Genomic DNA, 23,185 nt, shown 5'->3' on the forward strand with positions numbered 1-23,185 from the left:
GAAAGATCGCAGGCTCCTACAGGGGATCGCATTCATCCTGCAGGAGCCTGCGATCTTTTCAATGTTCACTTGTCCAGCTCGTCCACCGCTTCCTGCAGTTCCTTGCGGGAGGTTGCCAGCTTGTCCTTGCGTTTGTTGATCCGCTCGGCGTCGCCTTTTTTCATGGCCTTTTCCAGGTCGGCCTGACGCCGGCTGACCTCGTGCTTGGCATCGAGCACCTTGTTTTCACGCTCCTTGCGCAAGGACGCATCGGTGCAATGGCTGGTGACTTCGTCCAACGCGGTTTCCAGGCCTGCCTGCTGGTCCTGGTTGCCACGGGACTTGGCCAGTTCGATCTGGTTGATGATGCCCTGGCGCTTGGCCGCGCAACCGGTGAGCTCCGGGGCTTGCTCGTCCGCCATCAAGGGGGCGGCCATGGCACTGCATAAGACCAGCAGGGCAACGGGGGACAGGAAATTCATAGCAACTCCGTAAAAAATCGCGAGCGGTCGGTACAGATGCGCTGTTGGAACGCATGCTTGCCCCTTGGGTTCAACCGCACAGGGCCCGGATTAAAAACCGTCGACCCCGGCAGTGTGTAATACGTCACTCAAGGCCAGCACCCGCGGGTCGCGAAAAAATGCGCTCAGTTGCGCGGCGCGTCCCGGTCCGATGCCGGCCTCGGCTTGCCATTGTTCGGTGCTGCGCTCGGCCAGCGCCTGCCACGGCCCCTCCAGCCGGGCCTCACCAGCGGGCGGCAGGCCCAGGGCCTTGAGCCATTGCTCGAAAGGGCGTTGTCGGGCGCTGTGCAGGCTGGCGAGCAGGCGGGTGCTGCTGTGTTCGCCGAAGCCGGCAATGTTAGCAAGCTCGGCGGCATCGAGGGTCATCCAATCCAGCAATCCGTCGAGTCGTCCGGCGGCCAGCAGCTTTTCCCAGGTGCCGGGGCCGACGTGGGGCAGGGCAAGCCCTTGTTTGCCGCTGAGCCAGCCCAGTCGCGCGAGGAACTGGCTTTCACAGCCGGGTGTCGGTTGCCAGCAACTCAAGAAGTGATGATCGGTTTCCGCAGGGACGTTGAGGTTCTGCCGCTCGACGCTGCGCAGCACGACGCTGTCGAGCCGTGGGATGGTCAGCCCGGCCAGGCTGATAGCGACACGGTCGCCGGGGCGAATGTCCATCTCTTCCCAACGCTTGAGGGAGCTGACACTTACCCGGCGAATCCACCGGTCGTCGAGTCGGATGCGTTCAAGCTCCAGTACGGGGGTGATGCGTCCGGTGCGACCGACCTTGAAGTGCACCTTGCGCACTTCGGCCAGCGCCTGGGCATACGGGTATTTCCAGGCCACGCTCCAGAACGGCGCCCTGGCCTGCCAGCGGTCGGCGGGTGGGCGGCGGCTCTGGTGCAGGACGATTCCGTCGCTGGCGAATGGCAGCGGCGTGCGGTACCAGTGATCGCGCCACTGCTCGGCATCGGCCAATGTCCGCACAGGTTGGTTGTAGTCGAGGGTGTCAGCGAAGCCCAGCGCGTTCAGCGCAGCCATTCGCTCGGGCAGGGTGTCCGGCCCTTCCGGCCAGTCCCAGACAAACAGGCCGATATACACCCCATCGTGCACCGTCAAACTGCTGCGTGCCATCAAGCCTGCCATGGTCCCGCGGGCGTTCACGCTGCCGCTGCTGGCTTGGACATGGGCCTCCAGGCGCCAGTACAACTCGCCCTGGACGACCAGGTCTACGGACTGGTGCAGTCGCTGGGGGATGGCGCCGATCTTGCGCGCATTCGTGGTCCAGTCATGTCCTTGGACGCCATCGCCACGGCTGATTGCCTGATGCAGGCGACCCTTGCGATAGACCAGGGTTACCGCCACACCGTCGACTTTCGGCTGGGCCCAGACGTCCTCCCGACCGCGCAGCCAGGCCCCCACGGCGTCGGCGTCCTTCAGCTTTTCCAGGCCGGTATGGACCACGGGGTGCGGAACCTTTCCGCCCGTTGAGCGCAGCGGATCGTCGGGTGCCGCGAGGTTGAAGCAGCGGCGCCATTGGCCCAACTGTGCGCGGGACTGATCATACAGTTCGTCGGCCACCGGCGATTGACCGAGGCGGTGATAGCCGTCGTCCCAGGTGTCGATTTGCTGTTGCAGCGCGGCGATCTCGGCCCGGGCGCGTTCAGTGGGCCAGTCGGGACAGGGCGCGGCGAGCGCAGGAATGGCAATGAAGACAAGACAGGCGAGTGCATACAAAAACGGTGGCATCGAAGCATCCTTGCTTGGTTGAGTACTGAAGGCTAGCCACCGTCCCGGAAGTTGCGAGGCCCGGAGCGTTACCGGATTTTGCGGGGCCTGGTGGCAAAATCGCGGCGGTACAGTGCGAGGCGATTTAGCCGTGCAACTGTGCCTTGCCCTCCTCAACGGCCGGCGCAGAATGGGCTTTCGATTCACCGCTGCCTGGAATGCTCCCGATGGAACTGTCGACGCTCGCTGTTTTCATCCCGGCCTGCTTTGCGCTGAACATGGCGCCGGGGCCGAACAATCTGCTGTCCATCAGTAACGCCTCGCGTTATGGCTTCGTCCGGGCGTGCAGTGGCGGCATTGGTCGATTGCTGGCGTTTGCGATCATGATCGCCCTGGCAGCGGTGGGGCTCACCGCCGTGCTGCACACCTCGGAGTTGCTGTTCCTGGGGATCAAGCTCGTCGGTGCCGGCTACCTGTTCTATTTGGCCGTGCAATTGTGGCGGGCCCAGCCTGAGGCCGGCAGTGAAGCCGCGGTCGCGTCGATGAGCCGGGCCGGCCTGGCGCGTCAGGAGTTCCTGGTGGCGATCGGCAATCCGAAGGCGATCCTGTTGTTTACCGCGTTCCTGCCGCAATTCGTCGACCGTACAGGCACCGTCACCCAACAATTCGCCGTGCTGGGAGGTTTGTTCCTGGCACTGGAGTGCATCGCCATCGGCCTGTATTGCTACATGGGCATTTACGCGCGACGGCTGTTCGCCCGGCCTAGTGGCAAGCGCCTGTTCAATCGAATGTGTGCGGGACTGCTGGCCAGTGCGGCTTCGTTTTTGCTGGTGGCGCGGCGGACTTGAGCGCCATGACGAGGGGATTTTGTGGGAGCAAGGCTTGCCCGCGATACAGGCACCTCGTTACCGCAGGGACCGCGTTGTCCTCATCGCGGGCAAGCCTTGCTCCCACAGATAAATTCTCTCGCCTCAAGAGCCTGGCATGAAAAAGCCCCTGGCGACCCGGTCGCCAGGGGCTTTTCTTTACACGCGGGTATTACAGGCCGGCAGCGGCGCGCAGGGAGTCGGCGCGGTCGGTTTTTTCCCAGGTGAACGTGGTGAAGGTATCGTCACCCACGGTCTTGGTCTGCGGCGTACGACCGAAGTGGCCATAGGCTGCAGTGTCCTGGTACATCGGGTGCAGCAGGTCGAGCATGGTGGTGATGGCGTATGGACGCAGGTCGAACACTTCACGGACCAGGTTGATGATCTTGTCATCGCCGATCTTGCCGGTGCCGAAGGTATTCAGCGAGATCGACGTAGGCTGGGCCACGCCAATGGCGTAGGAAACCTGGATCTCGCAGCGCTCGGCCAGGCCGGCGGCGACGATGTTCTTGGCGACATAACGGCCGGCGTAGGCCGCCGAACGGTCAACCTTCGATGGGTCCTTGCCGGAGAACGCGCCGCCGCCGTGACGAGCCATGCCGCCGTAGCTGTCGACGATGATCTTGCGACCGGTCAGGCCGCAGTCGCCCACCGGGCCGCCGATGATGAATTGGCCAGTCGGGTTGATGTGAAACTGGGTGTCCTTGGACAGCAGCTCGGCAGGCAGCACGTGCTTGACGATCAGTTCCATCACGCCTTCGCGCAGGTCTTTGTAGGACACTTCTGGGTTGTGCTGGGTCGACAGGACAACGGCATCGATACCCACCACCTTGCCGCCTTCGTAACGGCAGGTCACCTGGGACTTGGCGTCCGGGCGCAGCCAAGGCAGCAGGCCGGATTTGCGGGCCTCGGCCTGGCGTTGAACCAACTGGTGCGAGAAGGTGATCGGGGCCGGCATCAGCACGTCGGTTTCGTTGCTGGCGTAGCCGAACATCAGGCCTTGGTCGCCGGCACCCTGGTCTTCCGGCTTGGCCCGATCAACGCCTTGGTTGATGTCGGGGGACTGCTTGCCGATGATGTTCATCACGCCACAGGTCGCGCCGTCGAAGCCGACGTCGGAGCTGTTGTAGCCAATGCCCAGGATCACGTCCCGGACGATCTGCTCCAGGTCGACCCAGGCCGACGTGGTGACTTCGCCGGCGATGATCGCCACGCCCGTTTTCACCAGAGTCTCGCACGCCACGCGGGCGAACTTGTCTTCAGCAATGATGGCGTCCAGCACCGCATCAGAAATCTGGTCGGCGATTTTGTCCGGATGCCCTTCAGACACGGACTCGGAGGTGAAAAGGGAGTATTCGCTCATCTCGATGTTTTCCTACAAGTTACCGTTGGTGAGTGTCGCCAGTCGGCCGCTGAAAGTGGCGAACCTGGATCTGGAAACCATTACGTAAGCCTACATAGAGGCTTTCCCCGGGCACGAGGCCCGCAGCGGTGGCCCAGCGGGCCAGGTCGTCCTGTTCGAAGCCGAGCCAGAGGTCGCCGCAGGCCTCCCTGGCCCAGCTCTGGTTGTGGCTGCATAACTCCGTCACCAGCAGGCTGCCGCCCGGTTGCAGCAGGCCGGCCATGTGCCTGAGTGCGTCGGCCGGCGCGGCGAAATGATGCAGCACCATGTTCAAGACCACGCAGTCGGCCTGCAGGCTCATGCCATCCAGGGCATCGGCCAGTTGCAGGCTGACGTTAGCCAGGGCCTCGCGTTCACACACTTGGCGCGCCAGTTCGAGCATGGCCGGGCTGTTGTCCAGCGCCGTCACCTGGCTGAAGCGTCGCGCCAGCTCCGGCAGAAAAGCTCCATCACCGGGGCCGACTTCGATCGCCGTGGCCGTGGCTTCGAAGCTTAGTTTGTCGAGCAGCGCCACGACGCTTTCGCGGTATTGCGGCAGCCCGGCGATCAGGTCTTGCTGGGCGCGAAATTTCTCGGCGACCCGGGCGAAAAAGTCCTGGCTGGCGGCGGCCCGTTGCCCGTGTACCTGGGCGATGCGAGCCTGTACGTCGATCGGCAGGTTCAGCGCGTCCACTTCGTCCAGCAGCGCCGCGTGCAGCTTGCCGCCCAACAGGTCGGTGTGGGGCAGGGCACGGCGATAGAAAATGGCGTTGCCTTCGCGGCGGGTCGCCACCAGGTCAGCCTGGGCCAGGACCTTGAGGTGGTGGCTCATGCCGGATTGGCCGATGCCGAAGATCTGCGCCAGTTCCAGCACGCCGAACGAGTCGTTGGCCAGGGCGCGCAATACATTGAGCCGCAACGGATCGCCGCCGGCCTTGCAAAGGGCCGCCAGCTCATCGCAGTCGTCGTGGCGAATGGAAGGCGCAGGTAAGTTCATAGTGCGGCAGTCTAGTGAGGGGTTTCGATCACCGCAAGTTCAATATCAAAAAGTTTTGATATTGGTTGATAAATGGCACTTCCCAACCTGTGCTTGACTCTACAAGCCATCAGCGGAAAGGTTTCACCAGGCGAATGCGACTTTATCCACCGGAAAAACGCCCGAGGATGACTATCTGTCATTGCCCCGGGGTGGGTGGGTGAGGGAAAATGCTCGCCTTTTTTCAGTTCCATTTTTATTCATTCTCGATTCAATACCCGCAGGAGAACAGCGATGCCCAGCCGTCGTGAGCGTGCCAATGCCATTCGTGCCCTCAGCATGGATGCCGTGCAGAAAGCCAACAGCGGCCATCCCGGTGCCCCCATGGGTATGGCGGATATCGCCGAGGTGCTTTGGCGCGACTACCTCAAGCACAGCCCGAGCAACCCAGCCTTCGCCGACCGTGACCGTTTCGTACTGTCCAACGGTCACGGCTCGATGTTGATCTACTCGCTGCTGCACCTGACCGGCTACGACCTGTCGATCGATGACCTGAAAAACTTCCGCCAACTGCACAGCCGCACCCCGGGCCACCCGGAATACGGCTACACCCCAGGCGTGGAAACGACCACCGGTCCATTGGGCCAAGGCCTGGCCAACGCCGTGGGTTTTGCCCTGGCGGAAAAAGTCCTGGCCGCGCAATTCAACCGCCCCGGCCATAACGTCGTCGATCACCACACCTACGTATTCCTGGGTGATGGCTGCATGATGGAAGGCATTTCCCATGAAGTCGCCTCCTTGGCCGGCACCCTGGGCCTGGACAAGCTGATCGCTTTCTATGACGACAACGGCATCTCCATCGATGGCGAAGTCGAAGGCTGGTTCACCGACGACACCCCCAAGCGCTTCGAAGCCTATAACTGGCTGGTGATCCGCAACGTCGACGGCCACGATCCGGAAGAGATCAAGACCGCCATCGAGACTGCCCGCAAAAGCGCGCAGCCGACCCTGATCTGCTGCAAGACCACCATCGGTTTCGGCTCGCCGAACAAGCAAGGCAAGGAAGACTGCCACGGCGCGCCACTGGGTGCCGAGGAAATCGCCCTGACCCGCGCCGCGTTGAAGTGGAACCATGGCCCGTTCGAAATCCCGGCCGACATTTACGCCGAGTGGGATGCCAAGGAAAAAGGCCGCGCGCTTGAAGCCGAATGGGACCAGCGTTTCGCCGCGTATTCCGCCGAATTCCCTGAGCTGGCAAACGAGCTGGTGCGTCGTCTCAGCGGCGAGCTGCCGGCTGACTTCGCCGAAAAAGCCTCGGCGTACATCGCAGAAGTCGCCGCCAAGGGCGAAACCATCGCCAGCCGCAAGGCCAGCCAGAACACCCTGAACGCCTTCGGCCCGTTGCTGCCGGAACTGCTGGGCGGTTCGGCCGACCTGGCCGGTTCCAACCTGACCCTGTGGAAAGGCTGCAAAGGTGTCAGCGCTGAAGATGCCAGCGGCAACTACATGTACTACGGCGTTCGCGAGTTCGGCATGAGCGCGATCATGAACGGCGTGGCGCTGCACGGCGGCCTGGTGCCTTACGGCGCGACCTTCCTGATGTTCATGGAATACGCCCGCAATGCCGTGCGCATGTCGGCGCTGATGAAAAAACGCATCCTGTATGTGTTCACCCACGACTCCATCGGCCTGGGCGAAGACGGCCCGACTCACCAGCCGATCGAGCAACTGGCGAGCCTGCGTTGCACGCCGAACCTGGACACCTGGCGTCCATGCGATGCCGTGGAATCGGCAGTGGCGTGGAAGTACGCGATCGAGCGTAACGACGGCCCGTCGGCGCTGATCTTCTCCCGCCAGAACCTGCAGCACCAGAACCGCGATGCCGACCAGATCGGTGACATCACTCGCGGCGGCTACGTGCTCAAGGACTGCATCGGCGAGCCTGAACTGATCCTGATCGCCACCGGTTCCGAAGTCGGCCTGGCCGTCCAGGCCTACGACAAGCTGACCGAGCAGGGCCGCAACGTACGCGTAGTGTCCATGCCTTGCACCAGCGTGTTCGACGCCCAGGATGCTGGCTACAAGCAAGCGGTGTTGCCGCTGCAGGTCAGTGCGCGGATCGCCATCGAGGCTGCTCACGCTGATTACTGGTACAAGTACGTGGGCCTGGAAGGCCGCGTGATCGGCATGACCACCTACGGCGAATCGGCACCTGCGCCGGCGCTGTTCGAGGAATTCGGCTTCACCCTGGAAAACATCCTGGGTCAGGCTGAAGAGCTGCTGGAAGACTAAGTCCAGGCATGTATTGCCTGTTCTGACGCTATCGCGGGCAAGCCTTGCTCCCACAGGATGTGCATACCCCCACTGGGAAAGTGCCAGTCTGTGGGAGCAAGGCTTGCCCGCGATGACTGCGGAACATTCAGCGCTGTACTCCATGGATTCACTCTGGTCAGAGAACCCCCCATGCCCCAACCGCGTCCCTACAAAGTTGCACTCAACGGCTACGGCCGGATAGGTCGTTGCGTCTTGCGTGCGTTGTTCGAGCGAGGGGCCAAGGCCGGTTTCGAAATTGTGGCGATCAATGATCTGGCCGACATGGCCAGCATCGAATACCTGACACGCTTTGACTCCACCCACGGCCGGTTCCCCGGCGAAGTGCGGGTCGAGGGCGATTGTCTGCATATCAATGGCGACTGCGTGAAGGTCCTGCGCAGTGCCACCCCCGAAGGCATCGACTGGGCGTCCCTGGACGTCGACCTGGTGCTCGAATGCTCCGGCGCCTACCACACCCGCGAAGACGGCCAGCGTTTTCTCGCTGCCGGCGCGCCAAGGGTGCTGTTCTCCCAGCCAATGGCCAGTGAAGTGGACGTGGACGCCACTATCGTCTATGGCGTGAACCAGGATTGCCTGACCGGCGAAGAGCTGCTGGTGTCCAACGCGTCCTGCACCACCAACTGCGGCGTGCCGCTGTTGCGCCTGCTGGACCAAGCCATTGGCCTGGAATATGTGTCGATCACCACCATTCACTCGGCGATGAACGACCAGCCGGTGATCGACGCCTACCATCATGAGGACTTGCGCCGCACCCGTTCGGCGTTCCAATCGGTGATTCCGGTGTCCACTGGTCTGGCGCGCGGCATCGAACGGCTGTTGCCGGAACTTGCGGGGCGAATTCAGGCCAAAGCCGTGCGGGTGCCGACGGTCAACGTGTCCTGCCTCGACATTACGATGCAGACCGTGAGCGATACCGACGCCACCGAGGTCAACCGGATCCTGCGCGAAGCCGCCACCAGCGGTCCGCTCAAAGGCCTTCTGGCCTACACCGAGTTGCCTCATGCCAGTTGTGATTTTAACCATGACCCACATTCGGCCATCGTCGATGCCAGCCAGACCCGTGTTTCCGGGCCGCGGCTTGTGAACATCCTGGCCTGGTTCGACAACGAATGGGGGTTTGCCAACCGAATGCTGGACGTTGCCGAGCATTACCTGCAAACCGCTTCTAAAAAACCTGCTCTCTAAACAGTTACCCAGGAATTGCGACCCATGACCGTGTTGAAGATGTCCGACCTCGATCTGCAAGGTAAGCGCGTACTGATCCGCGAAGACCTCAACGTCCCCGTCAAGGACGGTGTTGTCACCAGCGACGCGCGTATCCTGGCTTCGCTGCCGACCATCAAGCTGGCCCTGGAAAAAGGTGCGGCCGTGATGGTCTGCTCCCACCTGGGCCGTCCGACCGAAGGCGAGTTCTCGGCGGAAAACAGCCTCAAGCCTGTGGCCGATTACCTGAGCCGTGCCCTGGGCCGCGAAGTGCCATTGGTCGCTGATTACCTGGGCGGCGTGGACGTGAAGGCCGGCGATGTCGTGCTGTTCGAAAACGTGCGCTTCAACAAGGGCGAGAAAAAGAACGCTGACGAACTGGCCCAGCAATACGCCGCCCTGTGCGACGTGTTCGTGATGGACGCTTTCGGCACCGCCCACCGCGCCGAGGGTTCGACCCATGGCGTGGCGAAGTTCGCCAAAGTCGCTGCCGCAGGCCCGTTGCTGGCTGCCGAGCTGGACGCACTGGGCAAGGCCCTGGGCTCCCCGGCCCAGCCGATGGCTGCCATCGTCGCCGGCTCCAAGGTCTCCACCAAGCTGGACGTGCTCAACAGCCTGAGCCAGGTCTGCAACCAGTTGATCGTCGGTGGCGGCATCGCCAACACGTTCCTCGCCGCTGCGGGTCACCCGGTCGGCAAATCCCTGTACGAACCGGATCTGCTGGACACCGCCCGGGAAATCGCCGCCAAGGTCAGCGTACCGTTGCCGGTGGACGTGGTCGTGGCCAAGGAGTTCGCTGAAAGCGCCACCGCCACCGTCAAGCTGATCGATGACGTAGCCGAGGACGACATGATCCTCGACATCGGCCCGCAAACCGCAGCCAACTTCGCCGAACTGCTGAAATCTTCCAAGACCATACTGTGGAATGGCCCGGTCGGCGTGTTCGAGTTCGACCAGTTCGGCAACGGCACCAAGGTACTGGCCCAGGCCATCGCCGACAGCGCTGCGTTCTCCATCGCCGGTGGTGGCGACACCCTGGCCGCGATCGACAAGTATGGCGTGGCCGAGCAGATATCCTACATTTCTACCGGTGGCGGCGCATTCCTCGAGTTCGTCGAAGGCAAGGTGTTGCCTGCCGTGGAAGTCCTGGAAAGCCGGGCCAAGGCCTGAAGCTGCATTGACCAGGCAAAGGAGTGTTCTGATGGTCAAGACGATCCCGTTGCTGTTGGCGGCGACGATGCTGGTGGCTTGCTCAAGCAGCCCGCAGGCTCCGGCCCCGCAACCCGGCACGCCGGCTCCTGAAGACGGCTGTTATCAGGCCGACTGGCAGGCCGAGACCAACCCGGTGCTGAACAAGCGTTCCGGACCGGACGGCCTGGACAAATACGAGACGCAAACCCCGACCAAGGAACATGGCTGTCCTTGACGGGTCTGACTCTTAACTCATGGCTGGCGGCGTGTGCCGTCAGTCGAGGAACACGGATGAAAGGCTTGATCGCCGTCGTGGCGTTGGTATTGCTGGGCGGTTGTGCACAGTTGGACTTTTTGCACACGTCCGAACCTGTTGAAGGTTGGACGACCTGGACTTGTGACAGCGAGGCCAAAGTGCTCTGGCGCTACACCGACGCCGCCCACAAGGAAGTCGATGTACGCCTGGGTGGCGCCGATAAGGTTTATCGCCTCAAGCTTGAGCCGGGTGCTGAAGGTTCACTGTACAGCGATGACATGCTGGCGTTTCACGTCAAGGGTGAGGAAGGCCTGGTGTATTGGGTCGCCACCAATGATTTGATTGGGCGTGGCTGCAAGGCCGAGTGACAAGATTGATCCACACGGATCCAGAGGCTGGAACAGAACCAATGTGGAAGCGAGCTTGCTCGCGATAGCGGTGTATCAGGCGACAGTGATGTTGCATGTGCCACCCTGATCGCGAGCAAGCCCGCTCCCACAGGGATTGCGTCAGTATCTGCGTTTAGCGATACCGAACACGCAGCTCGGGCCGACCCCCGATCCGCAATGACTTGAATAGCCGCCGCCGCTCCGGCAGGCTGGCACGATTAACGACCCTCGACCGGGAGAGAGACACAATGGCACTTATCAGCATGCGTCAGATGCTGGACCACGCAGCCGAGTTCGGCTACGGCGTTCCAGCCTTTAACGTCAACAACCTTGAGCAGATGCGCGCCATCATGGAAGCCGCTGACAAGACTGACTCTCCGGTGATCGTCCAGGCTTCGGCCGGTGCCCGCAAATACGCCGGCGCGCCGTTCCTGCGTCACCTGATCCTGGCTGCGATCGAAGAATTCCCGCACATCCCGGTGTGCATGCACCAGGACCACGGCACCAGCCCGGACGTCTGCCAGCGCTCCATCCAGCTGGGCTTCAGCTCGGTGATGATGGACGGTTCCCTCGGCGAAGACGGCAAGACCCCGACCGACTACGAATACAACGTACGCGTCACCCAGCAGACCGTGGCCATGGCCCACGCCTGCGGCGTGTCGGTGGAAGGTGAGTTGGGTTGCCTGGGTTCGTTGGAAACCGGCATGGCCGGTGAAGAAGACGGCATCGGCGCCGAAGGCGTGCTGGACCACAGCCAGATGCTGACCGACCCGGAAGAAGCCGCGGACTTCGTCAAGAAGACCCAGGTCGACGCCCTGGCCATCGCCATCGGCACCAGCCACGGCGCCTACAAGTTCACCAAGCCGCCAACCGGCGACGTGCTGGCGATCGACCGCATCAAGGAAATCCACAAGCGCATTCCCAACACCCACTTGGTGATGCACGGTTCTTCCTCGGTTCCACAAGAGTGGCTGGCGATCATCAACCAGTACGGTGGCGACATCAAAGAGACCTATGGCGTGCCGGTTGAAGAAATCGTCGAAGGTATCAAGTACGGCGTGCGCAAGGTCAACATCGATACCGATCTGCGCCTGGCTTCTACTGGTGCGATGCGTCGTTTGATGGCGACCAATCCGAGCGAGTTTGATCCGCGTAAGTTCTTCGGTGCGACCGTGACTGCGATGCGTGATGTGTGTATTGCGCGTTATGAGGCGTTTGGTACTGCGGGTAATGCTTCCAAGATCAAGCCGATCTCTCTGGAGGCTATGTATCAGCGGTATCTGAAAGGTGAGTTGAACGCTAAGGTTAATTGATGTTTTAGCGTTTTGAGAAACCCGCAGTGATGCGGGTTTTTTTATGAGTGGGGTTTGTGTGTGTATCCGTTTTTTTGGGTGACGGCGGCTTATGGTTCCGCCCTTACGGCGGCTCACTTTTGAAGAGCGCAAAAGTAAGCAAAACGCTCCTGCCCCACCACTCGGTGCCTCGCTAGGGCTCGGCATGCCTGAACGAAGGCATTGCTCCGTGGGCCCGCCGCGAAGGGCCATCCATGGCCCAGCGCGGCTACCTCGGCATCCATGCCGAGGTGCCCACTCCACAATGCCTGCGTTCAGCCATCGTGGTTAACGGGGCGCCGAGATCAACGTCCGCCCCGAGGCGGCCTTATAGCCGACCTGACTCTCCCGGTCGTACTCCCGTCAGATCTGTGGGAGCAGGACCTGTGGGAGCAAAGCTTGCTCGCGAAGACGGTGGCACATCCAGCGCTGATGCAAGCTGATCGATCGCTATCGCGAGCAAGCTCGCTCCCACAGGGGATCATCTCCCACCGGGAGGGCTTGGTCTTCGAGCCCACGCTATTCAATGACGCCGAACACGTCGGTGACATCCTGAACCAGGATCCGAGCAACATTGGTGAGGGTATTGAAGTCGCTGGCGGCCGAATCGCGTAGGGTGGCGCAGGCGTGAAGCTCTGTTAGCGGGGCAGTCTTGTCAATGAACAGCACAGGTTGTGTGGTGGCGATCGGGGTCAAGGGCGTGAAGCGGTTAATCGATTGATGCGTGGTCATAGATGAAATTCCCTATAGAAAAAAAATTGCCACCTTTTTTGCTGCGAAACAAAGTGGGTGGCAGCTACGCGCGGGTTCGCAGACCGAGAATGACCAAACCCGGCAGACCCAAAGGCCTCCCACGCGCAACCGCCATAAAATGAATGTCGGCAATTTTGCCTGAGTTTTCATTTTGCGGTGCAAAGTCATTGTTCTCTGTCGGGCTGCGAAACCCTTGCCCACTGACCAAAGCCAGCAGACAAGCCGAACTATAGAGGAGATTTTCGAAGCCAAAATCGACCTGTAGGACGCCCACAACCCCCTGTGGCGAGGGAGCTTGCTCCCGCTCGGGGGCGCAGCCGCCGTAAAGTCGGCACATGCGGTGGGGCTGACGGAAAGAGGGGGCTGCTTCACGCCCAACGGGGATAAATCCCCCTCGCCACAAGAGGGGGTTTCCTACGAGATTATCGGAAGTGAAATTTCAGGTGTTGTGATCGATATCCAGCACGCTGAACGTCACTTTCCCGCCTTCACTGGTGTAGCCAGTGTTGTCCTGCACGTACACCCCAGCCTTGAAGTACAACGGCTTGACCCGCCAAGTGGAGCTGATGGTGGTGTACCAGCTACGACCCGCCGCAGTAATGCCCAGGTCGCCGGTACGATCAAGGTGGATCCGGTAACTGAAGGACTGATTGAGTTTCACGCCGGAGGCGACGGTGATGACCCGGCCTTCATCGTCATCGGGGCGCATGCGCACCTTGGCGACGATGTCCCCGGTGCTGGTGGCATCCTTGTATTGGTATTCCAGCTTCACCAAGGGTTTGCTGCTGTCCTTGGCATGAATCTGACCGATCACGATCTTGCCGCTACTGGGCACCTGGCTGACGACCAGGTTTGCACGCAATTGGTTGTCGGCATCGGGGTACAGCCAGTTGCGCAAGGTGCCGTCTTTGTAGGTCTCACGCAATTCGCTGCGCGGGTAGATCGCGTTTTCAGTCTTGGTGCCGGTCACCGGTGACCAGAAATACACCGTGCTGCCTTCGGAGTTGAAATATTTGTCCTGGAACCCATCCACTAGCCGAGGGGTTTCGATGGTTTTCGGCGGACTGCCTTCGGGGATGCTCAGGTTCCAGGTTGCAAGATCGACCATGTTCGGATCCTTTCTGAGAAGAAGAAATGATTTACGCCACAGCCGGAGGCTCTAAGACGCGCTTTTGCTGAGGCCAGAAGGGGGTGCAGGCGAATGTTTGGCACGTTCGTCTGGCGGAGGGTTGGCGTCAACAGTCCGTCAGAGTTGCGTTTGTCGGTTTTGTGCCCGAGACAAACGACCGTTGGTCGACTATTCCGATTTTTTTCGGAACCTTGTGCGATGGCTATTTGACTCTTTCGCCATGCGCGGACAAAAAAACACCCTGAATGGGTGCTTCGAAGGTGGGTCGATAGCAGCGTTCCATGCTGCTAATACGGGCGGGGGAGTGCTCAAAGGGTGGCGTGTTTGATTTCTAGCAGGCTGAACGTCACTTTGCCGCCTTCGGTGGTGTAGCCGGTGTTGTCCTGAACGTAGACGCCCGCTTTGAAATACAGCGGTTTGACCTTCCAGGTAGCGTCGACAGTGGTTCTCCAGTTGTAGCCTGCCGCACTGATGCCCAGTGCGCCCTTCGGGCTGAGGTGGATCATGTAGGTAAAGCTCTGGTTGAGCTTCACGCCGGTGGCGATGGTGATGACTTGACCGGTTTCGTCGTCGGGGCGCAAGCGCACCTTGGCGACGATGTTGCCGGTGGAGCTATAGGTTTTGTACTGGTACTCCAGTTTCACCATGGGGCTGGTGCTGTCTTTGGTGTGGATCTGACCGATCACGATCTTGCCGGAGCTGGGCACCTGGTTGACGCTGACGGCGGCACGCAGGGTGTTGTCCGCCGCCGGGTACAACCAGTTGCGCAGGGTACCGTCGCTGTAGGTTTCGCGCAGTTCGCTGCGTGGGTAGATCGCGTTTGCAGTCTTGGTGCCGGTCACCGGCGCCCAGAAGAACAGCGTGCCGGTGTCGGAGTGGAAATATTCATCCTTGAACCCTTGGGCCAGCCGAGGCGTTTCGATGGTGGTGGCGGGGCTGCCTTCGGGAATGCTCAAGTTCCAAGTGTTGAGATCGATCATGGTCGGATCCTGCGTAACGGGCGTAAAAGTGCTGAGTACCAAAGCGGGAGGCTCTACTCCGAGCATTTGGAATGGGTTGATCACGCAGGAAGGGGTCTTTTTGAGTAACCATCCGGCGGATGTTTGACGTCAATTGTTCGTCAAACATGTCAATTGCAGCATCTATGCCTGGATGGATGACCGTTAGTCGGTAGTTTCGAGCTAGACATGAACTATGGCGCATCGATAGTGTCGCGTTGGGCGGGCGGCATTCCGTTGCTGCCCTGGCGTCACGCAAAGCACCTAGATGTGATCGATATCCAGCAAGCTGAACGTCACGGTTCCGCCTTCGGTGGGATAACCGGTGTTGTCCTGCACGTACACGCCCGCCTTGAAGTACAGCGGCTTGTCGCTCCAAGTGGAGCTGATGGGGGAGCTCCACTGGTAACCCGCGCCATTGATGGTCAGGACGCCGGCGGGGCTGAGATGGATCAGGTAAGAGAAGGATTGATTCAGTTTGATGCCCGTGGCGATGGTGATGACCTGGCCTGTTTCGTCGTCCGGGCGCATGCGCACCTTGGCGACAATGTTGCCGGTGGAACTGTAGGTTTTATATTGGTATTCCAACTTCACCATGGGGCTAGTGCTGTCCTTGGCATGGATCTGACCAATCACGACCTTGCCGGTGCTGGGCACCTGGCTGACGGCCAGGGTGGCTGCCAGCTTGTTGTCCGCCGCCGGGTACAGCCAATTGCGCAAGGTGCCGTTGCTATAGGTTTCACGGAGTTCACTGCGCGGATAAATAGCATTAGTGGTCGTGGCGCCGGTCACCGGTGCCCAGAAAAAAACCGTGCCGGAATCGGAGTGGAAATACTGGTCCTGGAACCCCTGCACGAGTTGAGACGTTTCGATGGTGGCCGGAGGGCTGCCTTCGGGGATGCTCAGGTTCCAGGTTGAGAGATCGATCATGGTGGGATCCTATGTCACTCGATGAAAAAGCTGCACACCACAAAGCAAGGCTCTAGGCCGGTCTTTTCGGGGCGTACGGATGAGCGACGGAAGAAACTGGCTGGCAACCTTTCGGCGGATGGCTGACGTCAATTGTCCGTCGAAGTCGTCTGTGCAGCTTTTGTGCCCGAGGAGGGTGACCGTTAGTCGGCTATTTCGGGCTTTGTCTGGATGATGGCGCGTTGACACCTACTGCTTTTCACAATCCCGGTCTAGAGTGAGGGGACAGTATTTGTCCGCTTTGCTACGTAAAAACGGACGTGGCGCCCGATAAGAGAAGCAGCATGGAATGCGCGCAACCACCGCTCGGCGAAGACAGCTCTGTCCTTTTGATTGTTGATGATTACCCTGAAAACCTGCTCAGCATGCGAGCCTTGTTGCAGCGTCAGGATTGGCAAGTCATGACCGCGTCCTCGGGGGTCGAGGCGCTTAACCTGCTGCTTGAACACGACATCGATCTGGTTCTGCTGGATGTGCAGATGCCCGACATGGACGGTTTCGAAGTGGCGCGCCTGATGCGCGGTAGCCAGCGCACGCGGCTCACGCCGATCATTTTCCTGACGGCCAATGAGCAATCCCAGGACGCGGTCATCAAGGGCTACGCCAGTGGCGCCGTGGATTACCTGTTCAAACCCTTCGATCCGCAAATCCTCAAGCCCAAGGTCCAGGCGCTGCTCGAGCACCAGCGCAATCGCCGGGCCTTGCAGCGCCTGAGCCAGGATCTCGAAGCGGCCAGGGCCTTCAATGCCTCGGTGCTGGACAACGCCGCCGAAGGCATCCTGGTGGTGGACGAGAATGGCTGTATCCGCTTCGCCAACCCCTCTACCTGCCGCTTGCTCAATGCCACCGCCGAGCAATTGCAGGGCATGCCGTTCCTGGATTTCCTGCAGAAACCGCATATCCCCGAGTGGCTCGATTCCGATATCCACAACGCCTATCGTCGGGGTGAAACCTGGCGATTGCATGACGCGGTCCTGCGCACGGCGCCCGGCCAGCAGGTGTCGGTGGCCTTGTCCTGTGCGCCGTTGCCGTCGGAGCAGAAGGCGATGGTGGTGACACTCCAGGACATGTCCGTGGTTCGCCACTTGCATCAGCAACTCGAATACCAGGCTGTCACGGACCCGCTGACCGGTTTGCTCAACCGCCGGGGGTTCTACCAGACCGCCGAAAACCTGTTGATGCGCAGCGAGCGCCTGGAAAGCAACTGGGTGCTGCTGTACCTGGACCTCGATGGTTTCAAGCGGGTCAATGACTCGCTGGGGCACGATGCCGGGGACCGGGTATTGCGCTGGGTGTCGGAACAGTTGAAGGCGTGCCTGCGCCCGTTCGATATCCTGGCGCGGCTGGGCGGGGACGAGTTCACCGCGCTGCTGGACCTGGAGTTCCCCGAGCAAGCGGCCAAGATCGCCGAGAAACTCATCGAGCGAGTCGCGATCTGCCAGCAGATTGAAGGCATGGATGTGGCACTGGGGGCCAGCATCGGCATCGCGACGTACCCGGATTGCGGCGCCAATCTCGATGGGTTGCTGCGGGCGTCCGACATCGCCATGTACGAAGCCAAGCGTGCCGGCCGCCAGCAATACCGTTTTTACGATCATGAAATGAACGGTCGAGCCCGTTCACGGCTGATGCTGGAAGAGAGCGTGCGCTCGGCCATCGAGAACCGCGACTTCAATATGGTCTATCAACCGCAGGTAAGCATCATCGATGGGCGGATCCGCGGGTTCGAGGCGCTGTTGCGCTGGCAGCACCCCAGTGTCGGTGATGTTCCGCCGGGCCTGTTCCTGCCCTTGCTGGAAGAGGCGCGGTTGATCAGCCGGTTGGGCAGCTGGATTTATCATCGCAGCGCCGCCCAGCGCAAAGTCTGGGAACGCTTGTTCGCTGACGACCTGGTGTTGGGGGTGAGCCTGAGTAGCACCCAGTTCGGCATGCCCAACCTGGTGACCGAGTTGCGCCAGGTCCTGGAACGCCATGCCTTGAAGCCCCGGCAACTGGAGGTGGAGGTGACCGAGGATGCGCTGATGCGCAATCCCGATGAAACCCACAAGCAACTGCGACTGCTGCGTCACCTCGGAGTGCGGGTGGCATTGGATGACTTTGGTTCGGGGCCCTGTTCGCTGACGCATCTGCGTGACCTTGAGCTCGATACCCTCAAGCTCGACCGGCACTTGATCGCCCGCGTGCCGGGATCGCCCCGGGATGCCGCGTTGGCCGCTTCGGTGATCGACCTGTGTGGACAACTGGGCTTGCGGGTGATTGCCGAAGGGGTGGAAACCCGCGAGCAATATGAGTGGCTGCAGGCCCATGGCTGTGAGTACGTGCAGGGGTTCCTCGTGGCGCGGCCCTTGATGGCCGAAGACACCAATGCCTTCGCCACGCCGTTTGACTGGAGCGCGGTGCAGGCTTGAATTCGCTACACTGGTGGCCTCTTGTGACTGTGTTGCCCCTTGATGACCGCGCTCAAATACCTCCAGGCCTACCCCGCCGCCCTGCAAGCCCAGGTGCAGCAATTGATCGCCCAGGACCGACTGGGCGATTACCTGCAACAGCGCTATCCGGGCCGACATCCGATCCAGAGCGACAAGGCCCTGTACGGTTATGCGCTGGACCTCAAGCAGCAGTACTTGCGTAACGCGCCAGCCATCGACAAGGTGCTGTTCGACAGTCGCCTGGACCTGACCCACCGCGCCCTCGGCCTGCATACCGCGGTGTCGCGGGTGCAGGGTGGCAAGCTCAAGGCCAAGAAGGAAATCCGCATCGCTGCGTTGTTCAAGGACGCGGCGCCCGAGTTCCTGAAGATGATCGTGGTGCACGAGCTGGCGCACTTCAAGGAGTCGGACCACAACAAGGCGTTCTACCAACTCTGCGAGCACATGCTTCCGGGGTATCACCAGTTGGAATTCGACCTGCGGGTGTACCTGACCTGGCGGGACCTGCAACCCCACAAGGAATGACCGAATGGATGTCAGCAAGACCAAGACCAGCTTCTACCGTCGCTTGTACGTGGCTTACCTGATCGACAGCGGTGTGGCCAGCAACGTCCCGGCCCTCACCGAAACCACCGGCATGCCACGGCGTACGGCCCAGGACACCATCGCCGCGCTGGCTGACCTGGATATCGTTTGTGAGTTCGAGCAAGAGGACGGCGCTCGCAATCATGCCGGGCGGTATCGGATTCGCGATTGGGGGGCGATCGATCGGGGGTGGATCGAGGGGAATTTGCCGCGGATCAAGGCGGTACTGGAGTATCCCTGAATATTGGATTTGCCTGGGCCGGCCCTATCGCGAGCAAGCTCGCTCCCACATTTGATCGTTGTTCACTGAAGATCCCTGTGGGAGCGAGCTTGCTCGCGATGGCGTCCTCAGGGCCGATGCATGCCGATGTGCGGAATCCCATCCTCCATATACTCCACACCCACCACTTCAAACCCGTACCGCCCGTAATACCCCTGCAAATGCGCCTGGGCCGACAATGAGATAGACGTACCGGGCCAATATTTCTCGGCCTGCTTGAGCGCCTGTTCCATCAACGTGTGGCCCAGCCCCTGGCCGCGCGCTTGCGGCGCGATGATCACGCGCCCGATCACCACGTCACTGTTTTGCGAGTGCGGGTCGAGCAGGCGCAGGTAGGCCATCAGGTGGTTGTCCTGCCAGGCCATCAAATGGCACGTGTCGCCTTCAAGGTCCAGGCCGTCAACATCCGGGTAGGCGCAGTTCTGCTCGACAACGAACACTTCGGCACGCAATTTGAGGATGGCATACAGCTGTTCCTTGCTCAGGTCACTGTGATGTTTACAGACCCACTCGATATCCATTTTTTTGAATTTCCTGAAGAACCTGATGCCGATATTAAGCGTGCTTGGCCCGGAAGTCTCTTTCTCGGTCGACCGGAAAATCTGTGATAAATACCAAAATGCCATCATTCCTCTGTCGCGGCGTTGTCGTCTTTGTGTAATCTTCGTGACAGCGCTGCGCAGCGGTTCCAATGAGCTAATGTTAGGACCGGGTGTCTGAGGATGCCTGTTGAGTTTCGGCTAAAAACAAACCGGGCTTTGAACCCGTCAAGGACGTTTGGCATGCCGCGATTGCATCGAGCTCTTGCATTGATCGGGTTGTTGTTACTGAGCTACGAGGCCTGCGCGCAAAAGCTGCGTCTGGTCGCCGATGGCTGGCCACCCTTTACCGACTCCACGTTGATCAATGGTGGCCTGGCGACCGATATCGTCAGCACGGCCCTGGCACGGGCCGGCTATGCCTCGGACTTCGAACAGGTGCCCTGGGCCCGGGCGATGCTGGGCATCGGCGAGGGCCGCTATGACGTGCTGGTCAACGCCTGGTACAGCGAGGAGCGCACTCACATCGGCCAGTTCTCGGCCGAGTATCTGCTCAACCGTGTGCGCTTCATCAAGCGCAAGGACGAAGCGATCCAGTTTGACAGCCTGCAACAGCTGCGTGCCTATCCCATCGCCGTGGTTCGCGGCTACGCCTATTCCAAGGACTTCGACGAAGACCCGCAAATGCAAAAAGTCCCGGTGCATAACTTCGCGATGGCGGTGCGCATGCTGGCTGCCGATCGCGTGAAGTTGACCCTGGAAGACGAGTACGTCGCCCGCTATTACCTGGCCCGCGAATCCGCCAAGGTGCGTAACGCCGTGGAATTTTTGCCCAAGGCATTGAGTGAAAACAGCCTGCACATCCTGGTCAGCTTGAAGAACCCGGAGCATGAGCAGATCGTGGCGGGGTTTGACCGGGAGATCGCGGCGATGAAGGCGGATGGGAGTTACGCGCGGTTATTGAAAGCTCACGGGATGTAGGGTGCCCGGGCTGGCCTCATCGCGAGCTTGCTCGCGATGGCGACAGTGTAAACACCACAGCCCTCAAGCCTCGCTGGTGTCCTTGACCAAATGCGCCGCCAAGGTTCGCAACGGACCGAGCTGACGGCAGATCAACCCCAACTGTGTCTGCACCAGCCGCTGGCCTTCGTCGATCTCATCGGGCATCTGCTCAAGCTCATTGGCCAGGGCCTCCTCCTCGTCGCTTTGGACCACAATCGGCGTTTTACTCGCCAGGCCCTGGGCGATTTCGTCGATGCTCGTCGCCAGCTTCACCCCCGCGCCATCGATCAGTTGCTCGCGTACCTGCGCCGGCAGTTCGGTGCCCCGGTGGGCGCCCAGGCCCGACAGGTAGCTGAGCAGGGTGTGGGACAACACCAGGAAGCGGAACCCAACATCGGCTTCCTTACGGAAATGCCCCGGCTCCATCAGCATGTTGGCCAGCGTGGTGGACAACGCGGCATCGGCGTTGTGGGCGTTGCGTCGGGCCAGGCGATAGGCCAGGTCGTCGCTTTTGCCGGCGGCGTACTGCTGCATGATCTGCCGCAGGTAGATGCTGTTGCAGGTCAGCGTGTTGGCCAGCACCTTGTTCAGCCGTCGGCCCTGCCAGTCGGGCAGGAACAGGAAGACCGCAAGCCCGGCAATCAGGCTGCCGAGCAAGGTATCGAACAGCCGCGGCAACAGCAGCCCGTAGCCGTCGCCCACCTGGTTGAAGCAGAACAGCACCATGATGGTGATCGCCGCCGTCGCCAGGGTGTAGCGGGTCGTGCGGTTGGTAAAGAACACCACCCCGGCGGCAATGGCGAAGCTCGATTGCACCAGCGGGTTGGGAAACAGATCGAACAGCGCCCAGGCCACTGTCAGGCCGATGGCGGTGCCGATGATCCGCTGGCCGAGCTTGCGCCGGGTGGCGCCGTAGTTGGGTTGGCAGACGAACAGCGTGGTGAGGATGATCCAATAACCCTGGGACGGGTGGATCAGATGCACCATGGCGTAGCCCACGCTCAGAGCCAGGGGCAAACGCAGGGCATGCCGGAACAGCAGCGAAGTGGGCGTCAGCTGCGTGCGCAAGCGCAGCCAGACATCCTTGAGGTTGCGCGGCGAGCGGTCGAGCAGGCTGCTGTCGGTGGCGTCGGCCAGGGCGTCGGGGTTGCTGGCATCGCTGAGCAGGCGGTCCATGGTGGCAAGATTCACTGACAGTGCCCGCAACGAACGCAGCAGGCCGCGCCAGGCCGGGTTGCTCTGGATGCGCAGGTGTTCGAGGGACGCATGCAGGTCGTTGAGGGCCTCGGCGAAGGTGTCGTCGTAGACGAACGGCTGACGCAGTTGGATCGACTCGGCCAGTGCCTGGCAGGCCTTGCCTTGCTGACGCAGCAGGCGCTGGCAGCGGAACAGCACGTCGCTGTGGAAGAAGGCCTCGGCCAGGGCGTTGTAGGGATAGTGAGAAGAGCTGGCGCGTTCGTGGATGTCCTGGGCCAGGAAGTACAGTTTCAGGTACCGGCTGACTTTCGAGCCGGGGCGGCCATTGCCCACGCGGTGCAGGATGATTTCCTTGGCACTGTTGAGCGCAGCGACCACCCGGCCGTTTTGCTGGGCCAGTTCCAGGCGGCGGGCTTCGACGTCCAGTTGGCGGATCGGCTCCAGGAGCGACGATTTGAGTTTCAGGTAGCGCCCCAGTTCGCGAAACAGCCGCGCCAGGCTTTGTTGCACCGGTTGGTTGGAAAACAACGCCTGCCACAACACCGACAGCAAGCCGTACCACGCGGCACCAGCGACCAGCAGCAGGGGTTCATGCCAGAAATCGTTGACTGCGCCACCGCGTTGGTCCACGCCGATCATGGTGTAGACCGAAAGAATCAGCGTGGCCGAGGCGATGGCGCCATAGCGCTCACCCAGCGCGCCCAGCATGGTCAGGCCAAAGGCCGCCAGTGCCAGGGCGATGATGAACAGGACGGGGTAGGGGAACAATAACTCAACCGACAGTGCTGCGACGGTGAAGCACACCAGGGTCACGGCCAGCGCGTTGAGGCGGCCCTGCCAACTGTCGTCCGTCTCGGCCAGGGCGCTGGCGATGATGCCCAGGAACAAGGGAATCAGCAGCACCATTTCGTCCAGGTACCAGCACAGCCCCATGCTGCCGGTCAGGGCGATGAAGACCCGCACGCTATAACTGAACTTATCCAACGCCCAAAGGCGACGCAAAGACTGGCTAAACGAATTCGCTGACATGAAGTGCACGGGCCTGACGGGCAATGACGCTAAATTGAGGCAGTAATGACGCCGACGCAATGGCGGCGATCACATCTGACAGCAAAAAGTGTTCCGGGGTATACCCCCGAACCTCTGTGGGAGCGAGCTTGCTCGCGATAGCGG

Annotated in this window: 22 protein-coding genes; 11 read left to right on the forward strand and 11 right to left on the reverse strand. The window is 61.0% G+C overall.

The window, feature by feature from the left end; translation table 11 throughout:
* Positions 1–65: 65 nt before the first annotated feature.
* Both KGA89_RS17800 and ligB read right to left on the reverse strand, forming a co-directional pair.
* Entirely contained in the window at positions 66–461 is a 396-nt protein-coding gene (locus KGA89_RS17800) for a DUF1090 domain-containing protein (RefSeq protein WP_003206407.1), read from the reverse strand.
* Between the two features lie 90 nt (positions 462–551).
* Positions 552–2,225 (reverse strand): NAD-dependent DNA ligase LigB, encoded by a 1,674-nt coding sequence (gene ligB / locus KGA89_RS17805; RefSeq protein WP_223472158.1) that lies wholly within the window; start codon positions 2,223–2,225, stop codon positions 552–554.
* Positions 2,226–2,431: 206 nt separating this feature from the next.
* On the opposite strand from ligB, the gene KGA89_RS17810 reads away from it, so the two are divergent.
* Positions 2,432–3,052: a LysE family translocator gene (locus tag KGA89_RS17810; protein WP_003206403.1), complete on the forward strand. Its 621-nt coding sequence runs from the start codon at positions 2,432–2,434 to the stop codon at positions 3,050–3,052.
* A 190-nt stretch (positions 3,053–3,242) separates the two neighbouring features.
* Here the strand turns inward: KGA89_RS17810 and metK are convergent, their stop codons facing one another.
* Genes metK through KGA89_RS17825 form a run of 3 tightly spaced genes read right to left on the reverse strand, consistent with a single transcriptional unit; the run spans position 3,243 to position 5,681 of the window.
* On the reverse strand, positions 3,243–4,433 hold the full coding sequence (gene metK, locus KGA89_RS17815; RefSeq protein WP_013694443.1) for a methionine adenosyltransferase: 1,191 nt from the start codon (positions 4,431–4,433) through the stop codon (positions 3,243–3,245).
* Positions 4,434–4,452: 19 nt separating this feature from the next.
* Complete coding sequence (locus KGA89_RS17820) at positions 4,453–5,448, reverse strand: ArsR/SmtB family transcription factor (RefSeq protein ID WP_014340627.1); 996 nt, start codon at positions 5,446–5,448, stop codon at positions 4,453–4,455.
* Between the two features lie 11 nt (positions 5,449–5,459).
* Positions 5,460–5,681: a hypothetical protein gene (locus KGA89_RS17825; RefSeq protein ID WP_223472159.1), complete on the reverse strand. Its 222-nt coding sequence runs from the start codon at positions 5,679–5,681 to the stop codon at positions 5,460–5,462.
* Positions 5,682–5,721: 40 nt separating this feature from the next.
* Between KGA89_RS17825 and tkt the strand changes: the two genes are divergently transcribed.
* The 6 genes from tkt (at position 5,722) to fba (ending at position 12,113) form a co-directional block, all read left to right on the forward strand.
* A complete protein-coding gene (gene tkt / locus KGA89_RS17830; protein ID WP_013694441.1) occupies positions 5,722–7,719 on the forward strand; it encodes a transketolase in 1,998 nt (665 codons plus the stop codon).
* A gap of 171 nt (positions 7,720–7,890) precedes the next feature.
* Positions 7,891–8,946, forward strand: coding sequence for an erythrose-4-phosphate dehydrogenase (gene epd / locus KGA89_RS17835; RefSeq protein WP_013694439.1), 1,056 nt, complete (start codon positions 7,891–7,893; stop codon positions 8,944–8,946).
* A 24-nt stretch (positions 8,947–8,970) separates the two neighbouring features.
* Positions 8,971–10,134 (forward strand): phosphoglycerate kinase, encoded by a 1,164-nt coding sequence (locus KGA89_RS17840; RefSeq protein WP_003206391.1) that lies wholly within the window; start codon positions 8,971–8,973, stop codon positions 10,132–10,134.
* A 31-nt stretch (positions 10,135–10,165) separates the two neighbouring features.
* Positions 10,166–10,390, forward strand: coding sequence for a hypothetical protein (locus KGA89_RS17845; protein ID WP_223472160.1), 225 nt, complete (start codon positions 10,166–10,168; stop codon positions 10,388–10,390).
* A 56-nt stretch (positions 10,391–10,446) separates the two neighbouring features.
* Positions 10,447–10,779, forward strand: a complete 333-nt coding sequence (locus tag KGA89_RS17850; protein WP_223472161.1) for an MliC family protein — start codon at positions 10,447–10,449, stop codon at positions 10,777–10,779.
* A gap of 269 nt (positions 10,780–11,048) precedes the next feature.
* Positions 11,049–12,113 carry a class II fructose-bisphosphate aldolase gene (gene fba / locus KGA89_RS17855; protein ID WP_003177554.1) on the forward strand — a complete coding sequence of 355 codons (1,065 nt, stop codon included), beginning with the start codon at positions 11,049–11,051 and terminating at the stop codon, positions 12,111–12,113.
* Between the two features lie 537 nt (positions 12,114–12,650).
* On the opposite strand, the gene KGA89_RS17860 is transcribed toward fba, so the two are convergent.
* From KGA89_RS17860 to KGA89_RS17875, 4 genes are all read right to left on the reverse strand, one after another.
* Positions 12,651–12,863, reverse strand: coding sequence for a fructose-bisphosphate aldolase (locus KGA89_RS17860; RefSeq protein ID WP_223472162.1), 213 nt, complete (start codon positions 12,861–12,863; stop codon positions 12,651–12,653).
* A gap of 460 nt (positions 12,864–13,323) precedes the next feature.
* The gene (locus KGA89_RS17865) at positions 13,324–13,992 is read right to left on the reverse strand and encodes a polysaccharide lyase family 7 protein (RefSeq protein ID WP_223472163.1); all 669 of its coding nucleotides are present in this window, start codon (positions 13,990–13,992) and stop codon (positions 13,324–13,326) included.
* Positions 13,993–14,321: 329 nt separating this feature from the next.
* Entirely contained in the window at positions 14,322–14,993 is a 672-nt protein-coding gene (locus tag KGA89_RS17870) for a polysaccharide lyase family 7 protein (protein WP_223472164.1), read from the reverse strand.
* A gap of 282 nt (positions 14,994–15,275) precedes the next feature.
* The gene (locus tag KGA89_RS17875) at positions 15,276–15,941 is read right to left on the reverse strand and encodes a polysaccharide lyase family 7 protein (RefSeq protein WP_003206381.1); all 666 of its coding nucleotides are present in this window, start codon (positions 15,939–15,941) and stop codon (positions 15,276–15,278) included.
* Positions 15,942–16,264: 323 nt separating this feature from the next.
* Here KGA89_RS17875 and KGA89_RS17880 point away from each other — a divergent pair, with 323 nt between their 5' ends.
* Genes KGA89_RS17880 through KGA89_RS17890 form a run of 3 tightly spaced genes read left to right on the forward strand, consistent with a single transcriptional unit; the run spans position 16,265 to position 19,235 of the window.
* Positions 16,265–18,388: a putative bifunctional diguanylate cyclase/phosphodiesterase gene (locus KGA89_RS17880; protein WP_223472165.1), complete on the forward strand. Its 2,124-nt coding sequence runs from the start codon at positions 16,265–16,267 to the stop codon at positions 18,386–18,388.
* A gap of 42 nt (positions 18,389–18,430) precedes the next feature.
* Positions 18,431–18,934 (forward strand): M48 family metallopeptidase, encoded by a 504-nt coding sequence (locus KGA89_RS17885; RefSeq protein ID WP_003206376.1) that lies wholly within the window; start codon positions 18,431–18,433, stop codon positions 18,932–18,934.
* A 4-nt stretch (positions 18,935–18,938) separates the two neighbouring features.
* Positions 18,939–19,235 carry a helix-turn-helix domain-containing protein gene (locus KGA89_RS17890; RefSeq protein ID WP_223472166.1) on the forward strand — a complete coding sequence of 99 codons (297 nt, stop codon included), beginning with the start codon at positions 18,939–18,941 and terminating at the stop codon, positions 19,233–19,235.
* Between the two features lie 107 nt (positions 19,236–19,342).
* Here the strand turns inward: KGA89_RS17890 and KGA89_RS17895 are convergent, their stop codons facing one another.
* Complete coding sequence (locus tag KGA89_RS17895; protein WP_027912929.1) at positions 19,343–19,795, reverse strand: GNAT family N-acetyltransferase; 453 nt, start codon at positions 19,793–19,795, stop codon at positions 19,343–19,345.
* 261 nt (positions 19,796–20,056) lie between these two features.
* Between KGA89_RS17895 and KGA89_RS17900 the strand changes: the two genes are divergently transcribed.
* Entirely contained in the window at positions 20,057–20,794 is a 738-nt protein-coding gene (locus KGA89_RS17900) for a substrate-binding periplasmic protein (protein ID WP_003206372.1), read from the forward strand.
* A gap of 63 nt (positions 20,795–20,857) precedes the next feature.
* Here KGA89_RS17900 and yccS read toward each other — a convergent pair whose 3' ends face one another.
* Positions 20,858–23,041 (reverse strand): YccS family putative transporter, encoded by a 2,184-nt coding sequence (gene yccS / locus KGA89_RS17905; RefSeq protein WP_223472167.1) that lies wholly within the window; start codon positions 23,039–23,041, stop codon positions 20,858–20,860.
* Positions 23,042–23,185: the final 144 nt, after the last annotated feature.

This window comes from Pseudomonas sp. A-RE-22 (genome assembly GCF_019956035.1).
In the GTDB taxonomy this organism is placed as follows: domain Bacteria; phylum Pseudomonadota; class Gammaproteobacteria; order Pseudomonadales; family Pseudomonadaceae; genus Aquipseudomonas; species Aquipseudomonas brassicacearum.

What these genes read in the sequence shown, in the direction of transcription:
- KGA89_RS17895 (WP_027912929.1), bottom strand. Translation starts at nt 19,795, where the DNA reads ATGGATATCGAGTGGGTCTGTAAACATCACAGTGACCTGAGCAAGGAA.
- KGA89_RS17850 (WP_223472161.1), top strand. Translation starts at nt 10,447, where the DNA reads ATGAAAGGCTTGATCGCCGTCGTGGCGTTGGTATTGCTGGGCGGTTGT.
- ligB (WP_223472158.1), bottom strand. Translation starts at nt 2,225, where the DNA reads ATGCCACCGTTTTTGTATGCACTCGCCTGTCTTGTCTTCATTGCCATT.
- yccS (WP_223472167.1), bottom strand. Translation starts at nt 23,041, where the DNA reads ATGTCAGCGAATTCGTTTAGCCAGTCTTTGCGTCGCCTTTGGGCGTTG.
- KGA89_RS17900 (WP_003206372.1), top strand. Translation starts at nt 20,057, where the DNA reads ATGCCGCGATTGCATCGAGCTCTTGCATTGATCGGGTTGTTGTTACTG.
- KGA89_RS17890 (WP_223472166.1), top strand. Translation starts at nt 18,939, where the DNA reads ATGGATGTCAGCAAGACCAAGACCAGCTTCTACCGTCGCTTGTACGTG.
- KGA89_RS17840 (WP_003206391.1), top strand. Translation starts at nt 8,971, where the DNA reads ATGACCGTGTTGAAGATGTCCGACCTCGATCTGCAAGGTAAGCGCGTA.
- KGA89_RS17825 (WP_223472159.1), bottom strand. Translation starts at nt 5,681, where the DNA reads ATGGAACTGAAAAAAGGCGAGCATTTTCCCTCACCCACCCACCCCGGG.
- KGA89_RS17885 (WP_003206376.1), top strand. Translation starts at nt 18,431, where the DNA reads ATGACCGCGCTCAAATACCTCCAGGCCTACCCCGCCGCCCTGCAAGCC.
- KGA89_RS17880 (WP_223472165.1), top strand. Translation starts at nt 16,265, where the DNA reads ATGGAATGCGCGCAACCACCGCTCGGCGAAGACAGCTCTGTCCTTTTG.
- KGA89_RS17870 (WP_223472164.1), bottom strand. Translation starts at nt 14,993, where the DNA reads ATGATCGATCTCAACACTTGGAACTTGAGCATTCCCGAAGGCAGCCCC.
- KGA89_RS17820 (WP_014340627.1), bottom strand. Translation starts at nt 5,448, where the DNA reads ATGAACTTACCTGCGCCTTCCATTCGCCACGACGACTGCGATGAGCTG.
- tkt (WP_013694441.1), top strand. Translation starts at nt 5,722, where the DNA reads ATGCCCAGCCGTCGTGAGCGTGCCAATGCCATTCGTGCCCTCAGCATG.
- KGA89_RS17800 (WP_003206407.1), bottom strand. Translation starts at nt 461, where the DNA reads ATGAATTTCCTGTCCCCCGTTGCCCTGCTGGTCTTATGCAGTGCCATG.
- epd (WP_013694439.1), top strand. Translation starts at nt 7,891, where the DNA reads ATGCCCCAACCGCGTCCCTACAAAGTTGCACTCAACGGCTACGGCCGG.
- KGA89_RS17845 (WP_223472160.1), top strand. Translation starts at nt 10,166, where the DNA reads ATGGTCAAGACGATCCCGTTGCTGTTGGCGGCGACGATGCTGGTGGCT.
- KGA89_RS17860 (WP_223472162.1), bottom strand. Translation starts at nt 12,863, where the DNA reads ATGACCACGCATCAATCGATTAACCGCTTCACGCCCTTGACCCCGATC.
- metK (WP_013694443.1), bottom strand. Translation starts at nt 4,433, where the DNA reads ATGAGCGAATACTCCCTTTTCACCTCCGAGTCCGTGTCTGAAGGGCAT.
- KGA89_RS17865 (WP_223472163.1), bottom strand. Translation starts at nt 13,992, where the DNA reads ATGGTCGATCTTGCAACCTGGAACCTGAGCATCCCCGAAGGCAGTCCG.
- KGA89_RS17875 (WP_003206381.1), bottom strand. Translation starts at nt 15,941, where the DNA reads ATGATCGATCTCTCAACCTGGAACCTGAGCATCCCCGAAGGCAGCCCT.
- KGA89_RS17810 (WP_003206403.1), top strand. Translation starts at nt 2,432, where the DNA reads ATGGAACTGTCGACGCTCGCTGTTTTCATCCCGGCCTGCTTTGCGCTG.
- fba (WP_003177554.1), top strand. Translation starts at nt 11,049, where the DNA reads ATGGCACTTATCAGCATGCGTCAGATGCTGGACCACGCAGCCGAGTTC.